Source organism: Rhodococcus sp. BP22, from assembly GCF_014281965.1.
GTDB lineage: Bacteria > Actinomycetota > Actinomycetes > Mycobacteriales > Mycobacteriaceae > Rhodococcoides.
In genome coordinates this window covers 112,509-130,117 of record NZ_JACFTB010000006.1, presented here as the reverse complement: position 1 = coordinate 130,117, position 17,609 = coordinate 112,509, and the positions used below count along the sequence as shown (strand labels likewise).

The 17,609-nt window shown below is 60.9% G+C and carries 17 protein-coding genes; 9 read left to right on the top strand and 8 right to left on the bottom strand.

The features are described from left to right. The 4 genes from H2510_RS14455 to thiD all read left to right on the top strand — a co-directional run bounded on the left by H2510_RS14455 (window position 1) and on the right by thiD (window position 4,252). Window positions 1-1,341 (top strand): potassium transporter TrkG, encoded by a 1,341-nt coding sequence (locus H2510_RS14455; protein WP_186629262.1) that lies wholly within the window; start codon window positions 1-3, stop codon window positions 1,339-1,341. A 16-nt stretch (window positions 1,342-1,357) separates the two neighbouring features. After that, on the top strand, window positions 1,358-1,999 hold the full coding sequence (locus H2510_RS14450) for a TrkA family potassium uptake protein (RefSeq protein WP_186629003.1): 642 nt from the start codon (window positions 1,358-1,360) through the stop codon (window positions 1,997-1,999). 96 nt (window positions 2,000-2,095) lie between these two features. After that, window positions 2,096-3,400, top strand: coding sequence for a DUF2254 domain-containing protein (locus H2510_RS14445; protein WP_186629002.1), 1,305 nt, complete (start codon window positions 2,096-2,098; stop codon window positions 3,398-3,400). A 60-nt stretch (window positions 3,401-3,460) separates the two neighbouring features. Next, window positions 3,461-4,252: a bifunctional hydroxymethylpyrimidine kinase/phosphomethylpyrimidine kinase gene (gene thiD / locus H2510_RS14440; protein ID WP_186629001.1), complete on the top strand. Its 792-nt coding sequence runs from the start codon at window positions 3,461-3,463 to the stop codon at window positions 4,250-4,252. Window positions 4,253-4,257: 5 nt separating this feature from the next. On the opposite strand, the gene H2510_RS14435 is transcribed toward thiD, so the two are convergent. Then, a complete protein-coding gene (locus tag H2510_RS14435; protein WP_186629000.1) occupies window positions 4,258-6,621 on the bottom strand; it encodes a transketolase-like TK C-terminal-containing protein in 2,364 nt (787 codons plus the stop codon). A 43-nt stretch (window positions 6,622-6,664) separates the two neighbouring features. Next, the gene (locus H2510_RS14430) at window positions 6,665-6,808 is read right to left on the bottom strand and encodes a hypothetical protein (RefSeq protein ID WP_186628999.1); all 144 of its coding nucleotides are present in this window, start codon (window positions 6,806-6,808) and stop codon (window positions 6,665-6,667) included. A 207-nt stretch (window positions 6,809-7,015) separates the two neighbouring features. On the opposite strand from H2510_RS14430, the gene H2510_RS14425 reads away from it, so the two are divergent. The 3 genes from H2510_RS14425 (at window position 7,016) to H2510_RS14415 (ending at window position 9,860) form a co-directional block, all read left to right on the top strand. Next, complete coding sequence (locus H2510_RS14425) at window positions 7,016-7,717, top strand: GAF and ANTAR domain-containing protein (RefSeq protein ID WP_186628998.1); 702 nt, start codon at window positions 7,016-7,018, stop codon at window positions 7,715-7,717. A gap of 101 nt (window positions 7,718-7,818) precedes the next feature. Further along, window positions 7,819-8,619: an alpha/beta fold hydrolase gene (locus tag H2510_RS14420; protein ID WP_186628997.1), complete on the top strand. Its 801-nt coding sequence runs from the start codon at window positions 7,819-7,821 to the stop codon at window positions 8,617-8,619. Continuing rightward, window positions 8,616-9,860, top strand: coding sequence for a SpoIIE family protein phosphatase (locus H2510_RS14415; protein ID WP_186628996.1), 1,245 nt, complete (start codon window positions 8,616-8,618; stop codon window positions 9,858-9,860). Before H2510_RS14420 ends, H2510_RS14415 begins: the two co-directional genes overlap by 4 nt. Here the strand turns inward: H2510_RS14415 and H2510_RS14410 are convergent. The 6 genes from H2510_RS14410 to H2510_RS14385 form a co-directional block, all read right to left on the bottom strand. Then, window positions 9,812-10,183, bottom strand: a complete 372-nt coding sequence (locus tag H2510_RS14410; protein WP_186628995.1) for an STAS domain-containing protein — start codon at window positions 10,181-10,183, stop codon at window positions 9,812-9,814. The two genes, H2510_RS14415 and H2510_RS14410, sit on opposite strands and share 49 nt — an antisense overlap. Window positions 10,184-10,302: 119 nt before the next feature. After that, window positions 10,303-11,505, bottom strand: coding sequence for an NAD(P)/FAD-dependent oxidoreductase (locus H2510_RS14405; RefSeq protein ID WP_186628994.1), 1,203 nt, complete (start codon window positions 11,503-11,505; stop codon window positions 10,303-10,305). After that, window positions 11,502-11,774, bottom strand: a complete 273-nt coding sequence (locus H2510_RS14400) for a DUF4235 domain-containing protein (RefSeq protein ID WP_186628993.1) — start codon at window positions 11,772-11,774, stop codon at window positions 11,502-11,504. The genes H2510_RS14405 and H2510_RS14400 overlap by 4 nt, the downstream gene beginning before the upstream one ends. Next, entirely contained in the window at window positions 11,771-12,052 is a 282-nt protein-coding gene (locus H2510_RS14395) for a DUF3618 domain-containing protein (RefSeq protein WP_186628992.1), read from the bottom strand. The genes H2510_RS14400 and H2510_RS14395 overlap by 4 nt, the downstream gene beginning before the upstream one ends. Next, window positions 12,049-13,581: a YhjD/YihY/BrkB family envelope integrity protein gene (locus tag H2510_RS14390; protein WP_186628991.1), complete on the bottom strand. Its 1,533-nt coding sequence runs from the start codon at window positions 13,579-13,581 to the stop codon at window positions 12,049-12,051. Before H2510_RS14390 ends, H2510_RS14395 begins: the two co-directional genes overlap by 4 nt. A 112-nt stretch (window positions 13,582-13,693) precedes the next feature. Continuing rightward, window positions 13,694-14,647, bottom strand: coding sequence for a ferritin-like domain-containing protein (locus tag H2510_RS14385; RefSeq protein ID WP_186628990.1), 954 nt, complete (start codon window positions 14,645-14,647; stop codon window positions 13,694-13,696). Between the two features lie 370 nt (window positions 14,648-15,017). On the opposite strand from H2510_RS14385, the gene H2510_RS14380 reads away from it, so the two are divergent. Both H2510_RS14380 and H2510_RS14375 read left to right on the top strand, forming a co-directional pair. Then, complete coding sequence (locus tag H2510_RS14380) at window positions 15,018-16,115, top strand: ferredoxin reductase (protein ID WP_315901380.1); 1,098 nt, start codon at window positions 15,018-15,020, stop codon at window positions 16,113-16,115. Between the two features lie 19 nt (window positions 16,116-16,134). Further along, window positions 16,135-17,547, top strand: a complete 1,413-nt coding sequence (locus tag H2510_RS14375; RefSeq protein ID WP_186628989.1) for an acyl-CoA desaturase — start codon at window positions 16,135-16,137, stop codon at window positions 17,545-17,547. The last annotated feature ends 62 nt before the right edge of the window (window positions 17,548-17,609 follow it).

The following is a 17,609-nucleotide window of genomic DNA, read 5'->3' as shown; positions in this document are numbered from 1 at the left end:
ATAGACGCCGCGAAGTTGACTCCGGTTCGTTTCGTTTCTCTTGGATTTGCGGTTGCTATCGCGGTCGGGACGGGTCTTCTCAGCATTCCTTGGGCCAGCCAGCCAGGATCGGGCGCAAGTCCGCTGCAGGCATTGTTCACCGCGACGTCGGCGATGTGTCTGACAGGTCTCGTCGTGGTGGATACGCCGACCCAGTGGTCGGGGTTCGGACAAGGCATCATTCTGGCGCTGATCCAACTCGGCGGGCTCGGCATCATGACCATGGCCTCGTTGGTGGGGTTGATCCTCGCCGATCGAATCGGGTTGCGGAGTCGGCTCAACACGGCCGTTGAATTGCGAGCAACGGGACAGACCGACATTCGCAGTGTCGTTACCGGGGTCGTGCGCACCAGCTTCGTCATCGAAGCCGTCATAGCAGGAGGTCTGGGACTTCGTTTCTGGCTGGGATACGACGAACCGCCGCTGCGAGCGGTGTGGCTGGGCGTTTTTCATTCGATATCGGCGTTCAACAATGCTGGATTCGTCCTCTTCCACGGCAATATCATCAGCTTTGCCACCGACCCTTGGATTTGTATACCCCTGATGGTCGCCGTCGTGCTGGGAGGACTGGGCTTCCCAGTGCTCTTCGAGGTGATTCGGCAGATTCGTCGCCGCCCCTCACAGTTGACGCGTCGTTGGTCTCTGCATTCTCGACTGACACTGTCGGTCACTGGAGTGCTTCTGATCGTCGGTCCGGCGCTGGTACTGGCACTCGAATGGTCTAGGACCCTCGCACCCTTCGGCGTCGCAGACAAAGTGCTGGTCGGCAGTTTCCAAGGGGTCATGTCGAGATCCGCGGGCCTCAACAGCGTCGACTGGGCGGAGGCCGACCAGGCAACGTTGCTCGTCACCGACGTGCTGATGTTCATCGGCGGGGGAAGCGGTGGCACGGCCGGCGGAATCAAGGTCACCACGTTCGCAGTGCTGTTGTTCGTCATCATCGCCGAAATACGTGGAGATCGGACAGTGACGGCCTTCGACCGACAGATCAATACACGCGTGCAGCGGCAGGCCTTGACCGTCGCATTGTTCGGCATCGCACTGGTGGTGATTCCGACCGTGGTCCTCTTGGCGGGCACACCTTTCGGCCTCGACGAGCTGTTGTTCGAGGTCGTCTCGGCTTCCGCGACTGTCGGATTGTCCACCGGGATCACGGGCCAGCTTCCACACTGGGGACAGTTGATCCTGATTCTGCTCATGTACGTCGGCCGAATTGGGTCCATCACCTTGGTCAGTGCACTTGCGGCGCGTGATCGTGGGCGCCGCTACACTCTCCCCGAAGAAAGGCCGTTCATTGGTTAAGAAACCGTCCTCCAACGTGGTCGTCGTTCTCGGGCTGGGTCGATTCGGTAATTCCCTGGCTCTCGAGCTCATGGCGCAAGGTACCGAAGTCCTCGGAATCGACTCCGACGAAACACTTGTCCAACGTATGTCGGATCGCCTGACTCACGCAGCCGTTGCCGACACCACCGACGAGGAAGCGCTTCGGCAGCTCTCGGTGCACGAGTTCGACCGTGCGGTGGTAGCCATCGGTTCGAAACTCGAAGCGAGTCTGCTCACCGCGTCGGCCCTGATCAATTTGTCGGTCACCAACATCTGGGCCAAAGCCACCACCAATGCGCACGCAAAGATCTTGACGCAGATCGGTGTCCACCACGTGGTGCGACCCGAGCACGACATGGGTAAGCGGGTAGCGCACCTCGTTCGTGGACGAATGATGGACTACATCGAGTTCGACGACGAATTTGCGATGGCCAAGACCTCGCCCCCGAAGTTCGTCATCGGAGTGGTGTTGGGTGACAGTGCTGTTCGTACCAAGCACAAGGTGACGGTGGTCGCGATCAAACGGCCTGGCGAGGGTTTCACTTACGCTGCCGCTGACACGATCGTCGCCGCGGGGGATACCATCATCGTCTCGGGCAAGGTCCGCGACATCGAACGATTCAGTGAATTGCTCTAAAAATGGGCCGACATACTGTGGGCCGGTCCAGCAGAGGTGTCGTGCATCGAAGGAGTCGTGGATGAGTACAACTAGTTCTCCCGGTGAGAGTCCGTGGTGAGCGCTCTACGTGTCCGGCTCCTCCGGGCGCGCGAATCGTTCTGGTTTCTTCCCGCACTCCTTGGGATCGTAGCTATTGTTCTGGCGCAACTTCTGATCACGCTCGACCGCCGCCTCGACGGTAAAGATTTCGGAGCTTGGGGTTTTCTGCTCTACCGGGTCGGAGCCAGTGGAAGCCGCGATATCCTCGGTGCCATCGGTGGCTCAATGCTGGCGGTGGCCGCGACATCATTTTCCATCACCATCTCGGTACTTGCGACCGCAAGCTCAACCTATGGTCCGCGGCTCGTGCGAAATTTCATGTCCGACAGAGGGAATCAGTTCGTACTCGGAATTTTCGGATCGACGTTCCTATACGCGTTGATGGTGTTGCGTTCGATCCGTTCCGAATCGAACGACGGGATTTCCTTTGTTCCCGATATCGCCGTCAATGTCGCAGTCCTACTGGCAGTACTCGACGTCGCGGTATTGGTGTATTTCATTCACCACATTGCGAATTCGATACAGGTCTCCACGCTCTCCGCACGGGTTCGCGGTGAGTTGGTCGCGGTCGTCGATTCTTTGTACCCGGAGACCCCGCCCGACAACGCGGTCGCCGCACGTTCTCTTCCTTCACCTTCGGTGGTTGTGCTTGCACAATCGTCGGGGTTCGTTGTCGGCGTAGACGAGCAAGCACTGGTGTCCGCGGCGCGCGGCGGTGACTGCGTCATCGAACTGCGCATCGGGCCCGGAGACCACCTGATCGCGGGGGAACCGATCGCCACCAAGAGTGGCGACGCGGATTCCGATGTCGACGATGCAGTCAGGGCAGCGCTCGATTTGGGGGACACCCGTACCCCGAATCAAGACATCCAGTTCGCGGTACAACAGCTGACCGAGATGGCCGTGCGGGCAATGTCGCCGAGCACCAACGATCCATACACTGCCCGAAATGCGCTCGCCGAACTTGCCGTTGGACTGGTTCCGCTCAGCACGCGGCCGACACCCCTGCTCGGGCGCGTCGACGGCGCGGGGAACTATCGAGCTACCGTGACTCGCGCGAAGGCGACGGATCTGATCGACCAAGTTTTCGACGCCATGCGCCACTACGGTCTCGGTAATCCGCTTGCAGTGACGGCAGCTGTGGAGTTGGGTCAGCGCATCGGGACTGCCGCAGTGCATTCCGACATCCGAGAAACGGTTCTGCGTCAGTTGGCGGCTCTGAACCGCGCTTACGGCGGCAGTGACAGCGATCCGATCGACATCGAGGCAGCTCGAACGCGCATCGTCGCGGCAACCACGGCGATCACAGCCCAGCGTTGATCGCTTCCGGTAGAAGCAAATACGCTGGTGAAGATTTCGGTCACGAAAAGAAGGAAGTACATGTCGACACGCGCATTTGTCATCGCAGGGTCCGAAGCCACGGGTGGCGCCGGGTTGCAAGCCGATCTGAAAACTTTCGAAAAGCTCGGTGTCTATGGCGTCGGGACCATTACCTGCATCGTTTCGTTCGATCCCGCGTCGGGTTGGGGGCACCGATTCGTTCCGATTGCAGGCTCGGTCATTGCCGATCAGATCGAAGCGGCAACCTCCGCACACGACCTCGACGTCGTCAAGATCGGCATGCTGGGCACACCGGAGACCGTTGCCACCGTCGCGAAGTCCCTCAGCAGACAGCCTTGGCGTCACGTCGTCGTAGATCCGGTTCTGATCTGCAAGGGTCAGGAACCGGGCGCTGCCCTGGATACGGACACCGCATTACGTGCCGACATACTGCCGCTGGCCACTGTCGTTACTCCCAACCTGTTCGAAGCCCGAACACTGGCAGGGATGGACGCTATCGACACTGTCGAGGATCTAGCCGAGGCGGCAAGGAGAATTGCCGACCTAGGGCCTCGATATGTCGTCGTCAAAGGCGGCACCGGCCTCCCCGGTGACGACGCGGTGGACGTGCTCTACGACGGGCAGGACGTCACTTTCTTTCGGGCGCCGAAAATCGGGAACGAGCGGGTATCCGGCGCGGGGTGTGTCTTCGCAGCCGCCATCACCGCTGAGCTTGCCAAAGGCGCGAGTGTCCTCGAAGCAGTGTCTACGGCCAAGGACTTCGCACATGCGGGCATCGTCGGCCGAATCACTACGAATGCTCCGTTCGCCGCTGTCGGGTGGCATGACTGAGTAGTTCAGTGCCCGGTGAGATCGAGGGCAGCGTCGACAATGGAATCGGTGTCGATGTGGTGATATTTGTAGACCTCGTCGAGTGAACCGGCCTGCCCGAAGTTGCTCACTCCCAACGATGTCGACGCGACACGATTGACGGTCGCCAGGAATGCCAGCGAATGGGGATGCCCGTCGAGGACTGTCACCATCGGGGTGGCTCGTTCCGCAGGAAGTAGTCGATCGAGGATCCACGATTCGCCCGTGCTGTGCCCGTGTCTGGCTCGGAGGGCTCGATAGAGTTGGCCCGGGCTGGTGATGCACAGTACGTCCGCGAACACTCCCATCTGATCGAGCCGTTCGGCCGCGGCCAGAGCTTCGGTCATCAGCGCACCCATCGCGGCGATCGTGACTGTTGCCTTCTCATGGCGGGTCAACGCATAACCGCCTGCAATGACCTGGCGTCGACGACGTTCGCGCGCTGCAGGGTCTGTAGGGACGTCGGCGAGGGTTTGATCGACCGGGCGTGTCGAAAGGCGCAGATAGGCCGAGGTGCCGTCAGGACGGCCGAGGAGCGAGATGCTGGCGAGCAGAGTCCACTCGACGTCGATGGCGAATGCCGGCTCGTAGCTGATACATCCGGGTTGTTCAAGGCCAATCGAAGGTGTCTTGATCGATTGATGTGCACCGCCCTCCGCGGCAAGGGTGACGCCGGACGGGGTGCCGATGAGAATGGACTGCCCGCCGGCGTAGATTCCGAACGACCACGGCTCGAGAGCTCTCTCGACGAACGGGTCGTACATGACGCCGATGGGGAACAGCGGTTGTCCCCATCGGCTCCAGGTGGAACCGAGTTCGCCCATCAGCCCGACCACATTGGTTTCGGCGATGCCCAGTTCCATGTGCTGTCCGGTCGGCTTTTCGCGCCAGTGCATGATCGTTTCGGAATCGTCGTCGAACCAGTCGCGACGTTCGGCGGAGGACCAGACGCCGACTTTGTTGACCCAAGCGCCGAGGTTGGTGGTTGAGCTGACGTCGGGGCTGACGGTGACGATGCGTTCAGCGGCCTCCGGTGCTTCACGGGTGAGATCGATCAACACTCGGCCCAGCGCAGCTTGGGTGGTTGCAGTCCCCTTCGGCGTTCGTCCGATATCTGTCGGTATGACGGGATGCTGCGCTGCGGGGATTGCGGCTCTGTGTAGGCGGCGCGCAGTGTCGCTACAGATGCGCCCGGCCGGGCTGTCGGCCGAGAATTTTGCCCACGGGTAGGTGGGATCCGTGTCGAGCGAGACCGCAAGAGTGTTGTATTCCTCGATGGTGAGCAGTGACGAGTGATTCTGCGGGTGGCCCTGAGTCGGTAGACCGAACCCCTTGACGGTGTACGCAATGATCACGGTCGGGCGGGTGTCGTCTATGCGGGAGTACGCCTCGCGCAGCGCAGCGAGATCGTGACCGCCGAGGTTGCGGATGGACTCGGTCAACGTGGTGTCATCGAGAGACGCGACGAGTTCGGCAATGTCTGCGGCCCCAGGTCCGTCGCCGGGTAAGCGAACGCGCACTTGGTCTGCAGTGCAGCGCAGGAGGCGTTGATATTCGGGGTTCGGCATGTCGAGGATGCGCTCGCGTAATGCACTTCCGCCGGCGCGGGTGAAAAGCTCTTCGAGGAGGTGGCCGAACTCGACGGTGACGACCTGCCACCCCGCAGCGTCGAACATCTTCTCCAGGCGGCGGGCGGCGATGTTGGGCACGACGCGATCGAGTGATTGGCGGTTGAGATCGACGATCCAAACGATCTCGCCGAGGTCGGCGGTACCTGGATCGAGGATGGCCTCCCACACTGCGCCTTCGTCGAGTTCGGCGTCTCCGACCAACGAGTACTGACGTCCGCTGAACCCTTTGGTCGTTCCGCCGGCGCCACTCCTGTCCGCGCCACCGAAGCTGGTCTCGATGTAGCGGCGCGACATCGCGCCCCATATCGGTGCAGTCGCGCCGATGCCGACAGACCCGGTTGAGTAGTCGACAGGATCAGGATCTTTCGAGCGCGACGGGTAGGACTGCAATCCTCCGAGTGTCCGAAGCGTCGTCAGGTACTTTTCGTCCAATTCCCCCAGTAGGTAATTTATTGCATGCAGGACGGGGGATGCATGCGGTTTGACCGACACACGGTCGCCTGATTCGAGTTGCTCGAACCACAGTGACGTCATGATCGACACCATCGATGCGCAGGATGCTTGGTGGCCACCAACTTTGAGGCCGGTTGGATTAGGGCGGACTCGGTTGGCGTGGTGGATGATCGAGGTGGACAGCCACAGCACTTGCTCCGCGATGTCGTGTAGCGCGTCGTGGGTGACCGGCGGTGAATTCTTCTCTCCGGCAGCGATGCTTGTCATCGCGTTGTTCACCTCCTTCGGGTCGCGCTACGGCAAGCAGAAATCAATCTTCGTCGGTATCTTCCTCTGGTTCGAACGAGGACTCGGAAGAGTGTCCGACTGCTATTCCATCTTCGGTATTCGGAATCGTGTTGTCCTTGCCGAGATTGTCGGCTGTCGAGCCGGATTCGCTTTGGTTCTTACTCATGATCTGTCCCTTTCGATAGGCATTTCACGTGTAGGTAGCCAGAATGGTCCGTAACCAAACTACGACCACCCACGCGTCTTCGCTCCACGGTCGAAGTGCGTCCTTCGATCACTTGCAATCGCCGAGTCGGCTGGATCGGCGTCGATAACGAAGTAGGGTCGGGAAAGATATGCGGGTCAGAGCACGTTCGGGTGATGGGTGGGGACGATGAGTTTGAAGTCACCTGATCGGCGGGCGCTCGACGGAGCGCTGAGTCGAGGGGTGTCGGAAATGGCGCGTGCTCTTCAGCAGAGCTACGCGAGTATCGAAGACACGCTGGTCTCGATCACCACCATGGCAGTCGGGATGGTCCCAGGTACTGATCACGCTGGAATTACGCTGGTCACCGGACGCCGCACGGTCGAGTCGAGGGCCGCGACGGGTGAGTTACCGCGTCGACTCGACTCCCTGCAACAGCAATGTGGACAGGGGCCATGCCTGGATGCCGTGTGGGAGCAGCGGACGGTCCATGTGGAAGACATGAGATCGGAACATCGATGGCCGCAGTTCGCTTCTGAGGCAGGGGGAATGGGTGTGCGTTCGATGCTGGCATTCCAGCTCTACACCGGGCGTGACAATTTGGGAGCCCTCAATCTGTACTCCGAGAGGGCCAACGGGTTCGATTCTGCAAGCGAGGAACTCGGCTTGTTGTTGGCCACGCAAGCTGCCGTTGCTTTGATCGCTGCTCAACACGAGGATCAGATGCAGTCCGCGCTGGCCTCGCGCGACCTCATCGGCCAGGCGAAGGGCATGATCATGGAAAGATACGGCATCGACGCGGTCCAGGCGTTCGACCTACTCAGCAGGCTTTCGCAGGACTGGAATACCAGCGTCGCCGAACTGGCGGGCAGAGTGACGCAGCGGCCGTGAACGTCGAGATTGCGCCATGAGTTTTCGGTAATGGCCGCCGTGCTTCGTTCGAGAACCAGGGTGCGCTCGATGCCTCTGCGGCCCAGTGTCAGAATGTGCTGGTGAACGTGCGCGCGAAGAACAATGTGAGAATCGTCGGAGCTGCAGACGGTCCGGTAGTGATGCTCGCGCACGGCTTCGGTTGCGATCAAAATTTGTGGGGGTCGGTCACTGAGCGCCTAGTGGATTCCTTCAAGGTAGTTCTGTTCGATCACGTGGGTGCCGGCGGATCGAACCCGGACGCATGGGACGCTGCCAAGTACGATGACCTCGGACAATACGCCCGCGACGTACTCGATATCGTCGAGGAACTCGATCTACGCGATGTCGTGTTCGTCGGTCACTCGGTCGCGTCGATGATCGGGGTACTGGCTGTCGCCGAGGCGCCCGAACGATTCTCGAAGTTGATTTTGTTGACGCCGTCGCCTTGCTATATCGACGATGGCGATTACCGAGGTGGGTTCACCAGGGCCGACATCGACGAGTTGCTCGATTCTCTCGACAGCAACTATCTGGGTTGGTCAGCGGTCATGGCTCCGACTGTCATGGGTACACCGGATCGACCCGACCTCGAGAAGCAACTGACCGATAGCTTCTGCCGAACGGATCCGGCGGCTGCCAAAGTGTTCGCGATGGCGACGTTTCTTTCGGACAATCGCGCCGATCTGAAGCGCGTGACCGTGCCGACGCTGGTGGTCGACTGCGCACGCGACACCCTCGCTCCGCCCGAAGTCGGCCGATACGTGCACGAAAACGTCACCGGCAGTATGTTGCAGACACTCGACGTCAGCGGACACTGCCCGCAGGTCAGTGCTCCCGAACTGACTTCCGCCGCGATAGCTGGGTTTGCGGCGCGGTCATGAGCGCGCCGAAGGAACCCGCTTCTGGCGATGCACTCGAAGAAAGCCTGCTCGATCTGTACGAGAACGCGCCGTGCGGATATCTCTCGTTGTGGCCGGATGGAACCATTGCGAAGCTCAATTCGACGATCGCCAGATGGCTTGGGCATCAACAGGACTCGATGATCGGAACGTCGTTCACGCGACTGCTCACTGCGGGCGGTCGCATTCACTACGAGACCCATTTCGCGCCGATTCTGCACATGAACGGTCACATCGACGGCGTCACGGTCGATCTTGTCACCGCGGACGGTGGCCGGTTGCCGGTGTTCTTGACCGCGAATGTCAAGACCGACGATTGCGGTGAACCAGTGTTGATTCGGATCACTGCTCTCGACGCGCGCCATCGGCGGGCTTACGAACGTGAGCTGCTCGAGGCCCGTAAGCGTGCAGACGACAGTCGAGCACGAGTCGAACTGTTGGCCAAGACATTACAGCGATCACTACTGCCGTCCTCGTTGTCTCCACCCGCGGGAATGGATGCGCAGGCCTCCTATCACTACGCGTCGACGGAGGATGTAGGTGGTGACTTCTACGACCTCTTCCCGCTCGCGGCCGACCAATGGGGGTTCTTCCTCGGCGACGTCTGCGGAAAAGGTGCCGGTGCCGCGGCGGTGACGTCGTTGACGAGATACACGCTCCGTGCAGCGGCGGTGTACGACCGGGACCCAATTGCGGTGCTGCACAATCTCGATACCGTACTCGAGCAGGAATTCCACGCAACCGAACCGCAGTTCTGCACTGTGATATTCGGCGTCCTCACAATTGTCGGCGATGGCTTCGACGTGGAGTTGGCCAGCGGCGGGCATCCTCCGGCGCTACTTCTTCGCGCAGACGGCAGTGCGAGTTACGTGGAGACGACAGGTGGCCAATTGGTCGGCATTCTTCCCAATGCCAGATTCGTCTCGACCCGACTGTCCCTGCGGCCGGGAGATACTCTCGTGCTCTACACCGACGGACTGACAGAAGCGCGCGTCGGGCCCGGTCGCGAACGTTACGACGACACCGGGGCACTACTCGACTTCGCGCGGTCACATTCCCCGTCAACCGCCCAAGCGATCATCGATGACATCCGCGCGCTGCTGGACAGCTTCGGGGCGGGCCTCGAGGACGACGCCGCTGTGCTGGCGCTCGGTGTGCCCGCCGGACCCGATGCTCAGCTCGGTGAGTCGATTGCTGCCAGCGCGGTAGCCAGATCCTCGTAGAGAGAGAAGACTTGATCCAGGCCCATCAGCCGGATCGGACGGCTGGTGGCCGGACCGTCGGCAACCACGGCGAACTGCAGTGTTTCGCCGAGCTTGTTCTGAGCAACAGTGAGCACAGTCATCGCGGCCGAGGCAACGAATGTCACCTCGGACAAATCCACTACAAGGGCGGTCGGTGCCGTGAGTGCACCTTCGGAGATGGCCTCATCGAGGGCGGGCGAGGTCCGCATGTCCAGCTCGCCGGACACGGTGAGCACGAGCGTCGACCCGTTGTGGTGACGCGCAATGTCGAACTGCGCTGCCTGGGTCTCGTCGACCGGCATGGGCACTCCTCGCTCAGAAGCGGTCCGAAGGTGGACGCTTACCGGTCGATTAAACCAGGCCGTCGTTGTTGCCCGGCGAGCACCGACGGCTGAGTGATTCGCCCGGTACTCGATTGCGGTCAGAGGCGACCTTTCAAGATCGAATTCCAGTAGACCCGAGGTAATACGTACCGATCGAATGCCCAGGCAGTTCGACGGGGAGTAAGCGGATCGAGAAATGACGGAAGTGAGGAGGCCACCGCGCCGGTTCGGTCGAATTCGCCTGCAATGAGACGGTGTGCGTCGACCGTCACCGGGGCGACGGTGTAGCCGTCGTACGACGACAGTTCGGTGCCGGCGCGAGCCGCCAGCATGTTGTCCACCAATATCGAAACCTGTTGACGTAGAGCGCCACCCGAAGGATCTGTGTGTACGGCTGCACCGTCTCCGACTGCCCACACGCTCGGGTGTGTGCGATGGGCGAAGGTCAGCGGATCGATGTCCACCAATCCATGTTCGTTGTTGCTGGTCAGATCCGAGGATTGCAACCACTGTGGTCCTCGGAAGGGCGGCACCAGGTGAAGGAAGTCGTACTGCAGTTGCTCGGCGTTACCGTTGACATCTGTCACGGTGATTCGGCGTTCTTCCGGCTCCAGTGATGTGACCGCCGTACCGGTCAATATCCGGACGCCGAGTTCCCGCAAGCGGCTCAGCAGCCGAGCATCCAGTTCTGGAACCCCCAGGAGACGGGGGCGGTCGATGACGAGAGTGATCTCGATACTGTCTGACCGGCCGGTCCGTTGCCAGTGAGCGACCGCGAGGAACAAGGGTTTGAGCGTCGTACCGGTACAACTGACAGGAGCCCTGGGCACCGTGAATATTGCGTGCCCGGCACTGGGCATCGCCTCTACCAGCGCCCAGGTCTTCTCGGCACGGTCGAGGTAGTTGCTGGCTACCGCAGGCGAGTCGAGTGCACTGTAAATGCCAGGCAACGCGTCGAGATCCGGTACCAGACCGGGGCCCAGCACCAGGTCGCGGTATCGGTAGCATCTCCCCGATGCGCAGGTCACGGTGCGCTCCGCAGCGTCTACGACGATGACCGAGTCCTCGATCCACGTACATCCGCGCGGGGTCACCGATCGTTGGGTGCGTTGCGCGCTGCTCAACGAGGCCTGGCCGCCACCGACGTAGGACAACAGTGGTCGGTAGGTGTGAACTTGCTGGGGTTCGATCACCGCGACGGACGTGATTCCCTTACGGATGAGACGTGCGGCAGCGCTGATACCAGCGTTTCCACCGCCGACGATCACGACATCGAAGAAGGTGGGGGTGTGGTCTTTCACGTGGGGTCTTCGTGGGCCAATGCGCGGTAGCCGTGGGCGCCTGCGCGATCGATCGCAGCTTTCACCAGACCGAATACGGCGCCATGCACTGCTGCGGCGATCAACACCTCCCGCGCGGAGCGTCCGAGATCCTTCGGGTCCGGGGCCTTGTCGTCATCGTCCCCGATGCGCTTCCACACCTGTTTGAACACCATTCCGGCTACGACTCCGCCGAGCACACTCATCGCCAGCGACAGCGGCTTGTACATCGTCTTGGACACCGTGCTCATCGGAGGACTCCTCGCCTCGACTTGCGGCGACGGACCACGACGTACGCAATCACTGCGCCGATCGCGGCCGCTGCCAGCGCCGCGACGATTCCCGGATTAGATTCGGCGGTGGACTTGGCCTTTTCGACGCTGGCCGACGCGCTGTCGTGGACGCGGGTCGGGACATCGGCCTTCGCTGCGAGCGCTGCCACCGTTTCCGAGAGTTCGGCACGTAGCTCGTCGACGCTGGGTGCCTGCTCGTTCGAAGTGTGGGCTTCGTTCGAATGTTTTCCGGTCATCGGATGCCTTCCTTGATTGCGGTGATGTCTTTGTCGACGCTGGCGACAGTATTTTCGGGAACGGGAGGGAGCGCATTCTTCGCGCGCTTGGCTCCGACGAGCGCAAGAATCGCACCGATAAGGGTCACCGCCGCCGCGATGATCAACGCGGCGAGCCAGGGATCCAGCACGGTCGACAGACCGAGAACAGCCGTGGCAATGAAGGTGGCAAGCCCGAGGAACAGCAGTATTGCGCCGGCGCCGGAAATCCCGATTCCGATTCCCAGGCGGGTGCCTTTGGTTTTCACCTCGTCCAGACCGGCCGAGATTTCGGTGCGTACCAGGGTCGAGACTTGCTGGGTGAGCCGCTCGACGAGTTGGACGGTGGACAGATCTGCAACCTCGCTCCTATTTGCCTGCCGTAGGTGGTCGGGTCCAGTGTCGGGTCGGTCTGTCACGGTTGCTCCTTTCGTGCCGAGGGGAGAGTCGGCGTCCTCTGACTGGTCGGGATTGTGTTGTGTGCGCAACAGGCGGCCCTGTTCGATCGCGTCGGCATCTTTTTCGGCGTTCTTGTCCGAGACCCGCGTATCGCGTGGCGGCAATTGAAGCTGCTCCTCGGCGATCATTCCTGCCTGTAGCTGACGGCCTCGCTCCAACTCGGAATCGAGTTCTGCTCCGAACAGCAACGCGAGGTTGGTGATCCACAGCCACAATAGAAATATGATCGCGCCTGCGAGCGACCCGTAAGTCTTGTTGTAACTGCTGAAGTTGGCGACGTAGAACCCGAAACCAGCCGTTGCCAGAATCCACGCGACGATGCCGACTGCAGCGCCTGCGCTGATCCAGCGAAACTTCGGCTGTTGGACATTGGGGGTTGCGTAGTAGAGAACGGCTACGGCGAGAACGACAAGTACCAGCACGATCGGGAAGCGGGCGATGTTCCAGACCGTCAACGCGGTCTCTCCGAGTCCTACGGTCTCGCCTACCGCTTTGGCGACCGGCCCGCTCAAAGCCAGCATGACCGCTGCGCACGCCAGCAAGGTGAGGGCAATCAAGGTCACCAAGAGCATGATCGGACGCAGCTTCCAGACGGGCCGACCTTCGTCGACCTCGTACATCCGATTCATCGCGCGGCCGAATGCACCCACGTAACCCGAGGCCGACCACAGGGCACCCAGCAGGCCAGTAACAAGAGCGAACCCGGCAGCCGGTGCTTGAACCAACTGCTCGATAGGTCCTCGCAATGTGTCCACCGCAGAGGACGGACCGAGATCTCCGACGACCTCGAGCACTCCGTCGACCGTTGCCTGGCCCTGGCCGAACACGCCCAGTAGCGAAACGACAGCGAGCATCGCCGGAAAGAGTGACAGCACAGCGTAATAGGTGAGCGCCGCGGCTAGGTCGGTACATTGATCGCGAGAAAACTCTCTTGCAGTTTTGCGAACGACGAACAGCCATGAGGGCTTGGTCAGCTCTGCCGGTGACTGCGGCTTGCGAGGGTCGTCGGGGTCGGCTTCGACCGGGGCTGGTGAATCTTTACGTACGTGCACAATGCGGACATACCCGTCCGTCGATTCCGGAAACCGTGTCGACTCACCAATAGTGGAAGCCGGCCCGAGCTGATCAGCTCGGGCCGGCTTCCACTGTTCGAAACATCATCGATCAGCGAGTCGAGACAACTTCCTTGGCGATTGCAGCAAGTCGTGTCTGGGCCGCGGATACGACCCCGTGACGATTCTTGTGTGCTTCTTCGAAGGCGAGCACGATGCGAATGTCCGACGGATCAACCAATTCTTTGATCGCAGAGACGGACTCGGAAACATTCAGATCTTGGTAGCCAACGATGGGAAGCTCCTCGGGCTCGAGAATGCCACCGGCTGCCCGTGCCGAATGAATAGCGTCGGCTACTCCGTCAGCGCCCTCGTCGCGAGTGACACCCTCGGCAGCTTCCAGGGCTGCGTCACGGCTGGCAGCGAGTGTCTTCGCTGCAACTTCGCCTGCATGTGCCCCTCTACCGAGTAGCTCGCTCACCCGACTGGGTGTGCCGCGGGCCGCGTCGAGTGCTCGATCGAGACTGCGCGCGGACCACGTCGCGGGAGCATTGACCAACTTGACGGCGCCGCCCGCTGCAGCCTGCAGCGGTGACCGGCGCAAGGCTGCAGGGCCGCCCAGTGCGTCTTCGGCGAGGACGGTTTCGAGCCATTCGACAGTGGCACTGTGTGCGGTTATCAAACGGTCGGCCAAGGCAATCACCTTAGGCTCGTGGGCGGCTGTCGCGAGAGCCTTGATGTACTTTGCGCGGCCGAGCAGCTGTTGCTCGAGTGCAAGGTCGCCGAGAAGCGCCTCGTCGAAGGGCTGGGCCTGCTCGCCGAGGGTCTTGAAAAGTGCGAGGGTGCGTCCGACCATTGGTCCGACGACGTCAGGAAGGCCACCGAGATCACGAAGTGCGGATTCGATGGCGTCGGCGCGGTCACGGCCGTTCGACGCATTCTGTTCGAGCTCTGTCCGTACGGCTTCGGTGCGAGCTTGCGCGGTGCGAGTTTGGGCTGTTTGGATTTCGGTGTTGGTCAGTTGGAGAACGGCCCGCAACTGTGCGAGCAGGGTAGATGTCGCCATCGTGCGCTTCCTTTCGGTTGTGTGGGTCTCTCGTTTCTGGTGTGGCCCCCCACGTAGTCAATGGCACTGCTTGGTGCGTTACCCGTCGATATCTGCGACAAACACCGAGAGTGATCTGCGACAAACACCGAGAGTGATGCGCATCACTTGGCGCTCTGGTGGGCTCACCTGAGTATGCGTTCGCAGGCTGTTGTCGAAATGTCCCTTTTCGAAGTCGACGAGGGGGGTGGTCGTTGTCTGGGTGAAGGGTGGTCGATTCCGTGTATTCCACTGCGCTGTAATGAAATACCGACCGATGCGTGACGCCGTCGGTTCGGCCGATTCGCGAATTCAACCCAAAACATGCGTGACCGAGGTTAACGTGTACATCGTGGCAGAGCGCGGGGCCAGACCCCAGGTTTCGATAGTTCGCAGGACGATGCTGAGAGCCGTCCGATTACTGTTCAATCCGCTGAGACCGGACGACTATCTCTCGATGATCAATCCGCTCTGGACCACCCGTGAGCTGCGTGGCAAGGTCGAGCGAGTCTCCCCTGAGGGGTCTGAGGCAGTGTCGGTCTACATCCGACCAGGCTTCGAATGGGCCGGCCACACCCCGGGGCAATACGTACGCTTGGGAGTGCTCATCGACGGCCGGTACCACTGGCGAGCGTATTCGATCACCTCGGATCCCGACCCGGTCGACGGCCTGGTGAGTGTCAGTCCCAAGCTTGTCCCGGAAGGCACGGTGTCGCCCTATCTGGTCGGCACCATCAGGGCCGGTGACATAGTCCGACTCAGCGAGGTCGAAGGGGAGTTCACGCTACCCGATCCGGTACCGGCCAAAATGGTGTTCATCAGTGCAGGAAGTGGCATCACGCCCATCATCAGCATGCTTCGAAGTCTGGACCACCACGATCACATGAAAGATGTCGTCGTCGTCCACTCGGTTCACAGCCGTGAGCAGCTGATGTTCGCCGACACCCTCGCCGAACTGGAAGCGAAGCATCCTGGCTTTCGGTTCGAACTGCGCATCACCAGCGACGAAGGTCGAATGAAAGCTACCGAGCTCGACAAGCTCGTTCCGGACTGGCGCGAGCGTGAAGCGTTCTGTTCCGGTCCGGGAGAGCATCTGGACGACCTGCGGTCCTACTGGAAGGACGAGGGGGACTACGGGCGGTTCCATCATGAGAGCTTTCAGCCAGTCATCGGTGGCAATGCAGACGACGGCGAGGGCGGCACTATCCGGTTCGTCAACAGTGACAAGGACGTGGAGTGCGACGGCGGAACGACGATATTGGTAGCCGGTGAAGACGCAGGTCTCGACCTGACATTCGGATGTCGCATCGGGATCTGCCACACCTGTATCGGAACGCTGAGGTCCGGGCGTTTACGAGACTTGCGCAACGGGGATGTATCGGAACCAACGGGACAAGCCGTGCGAATTTGTGTGAACACGGCCGAGGGCGACATCGAAATCGAGCTATGAGATCTCCGGAGGGATTTTTATGACCATCGACCACTCGACTCGCACGGAGCCGGTCAATCCGCTGGCACACCTGAGCGAGGAGACCATCGCACAGTTGGCCAAAGAGTTCGACGCCATTCACGACGAGGTATACGCGAGTCTGGGGGAGAAGGATCGGAAGTACATCACCTCGGTGATCGCGGCACAACGCCAACTTCTGGTCGCGGGGCGGGTACTTCTGCTCGGCTCGACGAGCAAGCCAGCTTGGCTCGCTGGCACGGCGTGCCTCGGAATTGCGAAGATCCTCGAAAACATGGAGATCGGCCACAACGTCATGCACGGACAGTGGGACTGGATGAACGATCCAGAGATCCACTCTTCGGTCTGGGACTGGGACACTGCATCGACGGCTCAATCGTGGAAGCACTCACACAACTACGTGCACCACACGTACACCAACATTCGAGGCAAGGACAAAGACCTCGGGTACGAGATCATGCGTATCGACCCGCGACAGAAGTGGCATCCGGTCTATCTGGCGCAGCCCTTCTACAACGTTCTCCTCATGGCGTTCTTCGAATGGGGTGTGGCGCTGCACGATTTGGATCTCGATGCGTTGCGACACGGGGACAAGTCGCCGAAGGAACTGCTGGCCGATCTCAAGGGCATTGCAGGTAAAGCACGTCGGCAATTCGTCAAGGACTACGTCGGCTGGCCGGTTATCAGTGCGGGCGCATTCGGCTTGGCGCAGCTGATGTCCGGAGGGCATCTGCGCGAGAGCAAGAAGTCGAGAGTGGCTGCGCGGTTGCGTAAGTCGACACGGTTCGGGAAGAACAACGCAGTATCCAATGTGCTCGATGCTCGCTTCAGTGGGATGGAAAGCACTTTCGTCGCAACGTTCGCCGCGAATTTCTTCGCGAACATCATCCGCAACGTCTGGTCGCACGGCATCATCTTCTGCGGGCATTTCCCGGATCAGGCCTACACGTTCAGTGAAGAAGAAGTGGAGAACGAAACCCGCGGCGGCTGGTATGTTCGCCAACTCGTCGGGGCTGCCAACATCGATGGCGGGCCACTGTTCCATCTGATGAGCGGGAACTTGAGTTACCAAGTAGAGCACCATCTGTACCCGGATATGCCGAGTACGAGGTATTCCGAAGTGTCTCCGAAAATCAAGGACATCTGCGAGCGTTACCAACTGCCGTACAACAGTGGACCGCTGATGCAGCAGTGGGGGATGGTGCACCGCACGATCGCCCGACTCGCTTTGCCCGGTGGCAAGGTTCGGCCGAAGCCCGGGCCCTACCGGCCCGAAGAAGCCTGGCGTAGGAAGTTCAACGAAAGTGAAGCCGCCAATTCGCGCAGCCGTGTTCCGGCGAGCCATCCTGACGCGGGGCCCGAGCACCGGGGCGGAGGCGTGGATGTCGAGCCGCCACCGCGCGGGGACGACTGATCTCGCTGACGGTGCGGTGCCCGATCGAGTAGAACGGGTACCGCACGGTTCGGCCGATCCCT

What these genes read in the sequence shown, in the direction of transcription:
- thiD (WP_186629001.1), top strand. Translation starts at nt 3,461, where the DNA reads ATGTCGACACGCGCATTTGTCATCGCAGGGTCCGAAGCCACGGGTGGC.
- H2510_RS14435 (WP_186629000.1), bottom strand. Translation starts at nt 6,621, where the DNA reads ATGACAAGCATCGCTGCCGGAGAGAAGAATTCACCGCCGGTCACCCAC.
- H2510_RS14430 (WP_186628999.1), bottom strand. Translation starts at nt 6,808, where the DNA reads ATGAGTAAGAACCAAAGCGAATCCGGCTCGACAGCCGACAATCTCGGC.
- H2510_RS14425 (WP_186628998.1), top strand. Translation starts at nt 7,016, where the DNA reads ATGAGTTTGAAGTCACCTGATCGGCGGGCGCTCGACGGAGCGCTGAGT.
- H2510_RS14415 (WP_186628996.1), top strand. Translation starts at nt 8,616, where the DNA reads ATGAGCGCGCCGAAGGAACCCGCTTCTGGCGATGCACTCGAAGAAAGC.
- H2510_RS14410 (WP_186628995.1), bottom strand. Translation starts at nt 10,183, where the DNA reads ATGCCGGTCGACGAGACCCAGGCAGCGCAGTTCGACATTGCGCGTCAC.
- H2510_RS14400 (WP_186628993.1), bottom strand. Translation starts at nt 11,774, where the DNA reads ATGAGCACGGTGTCCAAGACGATGTACAAGCCGCTGTCGCTGGCGATG.
- H2510_RS14395 (WP_186628992.1), bottom strand. Translation starts at nt 12,052, where the DNA reads ATGACCGGAAAACATTCGAACGAAGCCCACACTTCGAACGAGCAGGCA.
- H2510_RS14385 (WP_186628990.1), bottom strand. Translation starts at nt 14,647, where the DNA reads ATGGCGACATCTACCCTGCTCGCACAGTTGCGGGCCGTTCTCCAACTG.
- H2510_RS14375 (WP_186628989.1), top strand. Translation starts at nt 16,135, where the DNA reads ATGACCATCGACCACTCGACTCGCACGGAGCCGGTCAATCCGCTGGCA.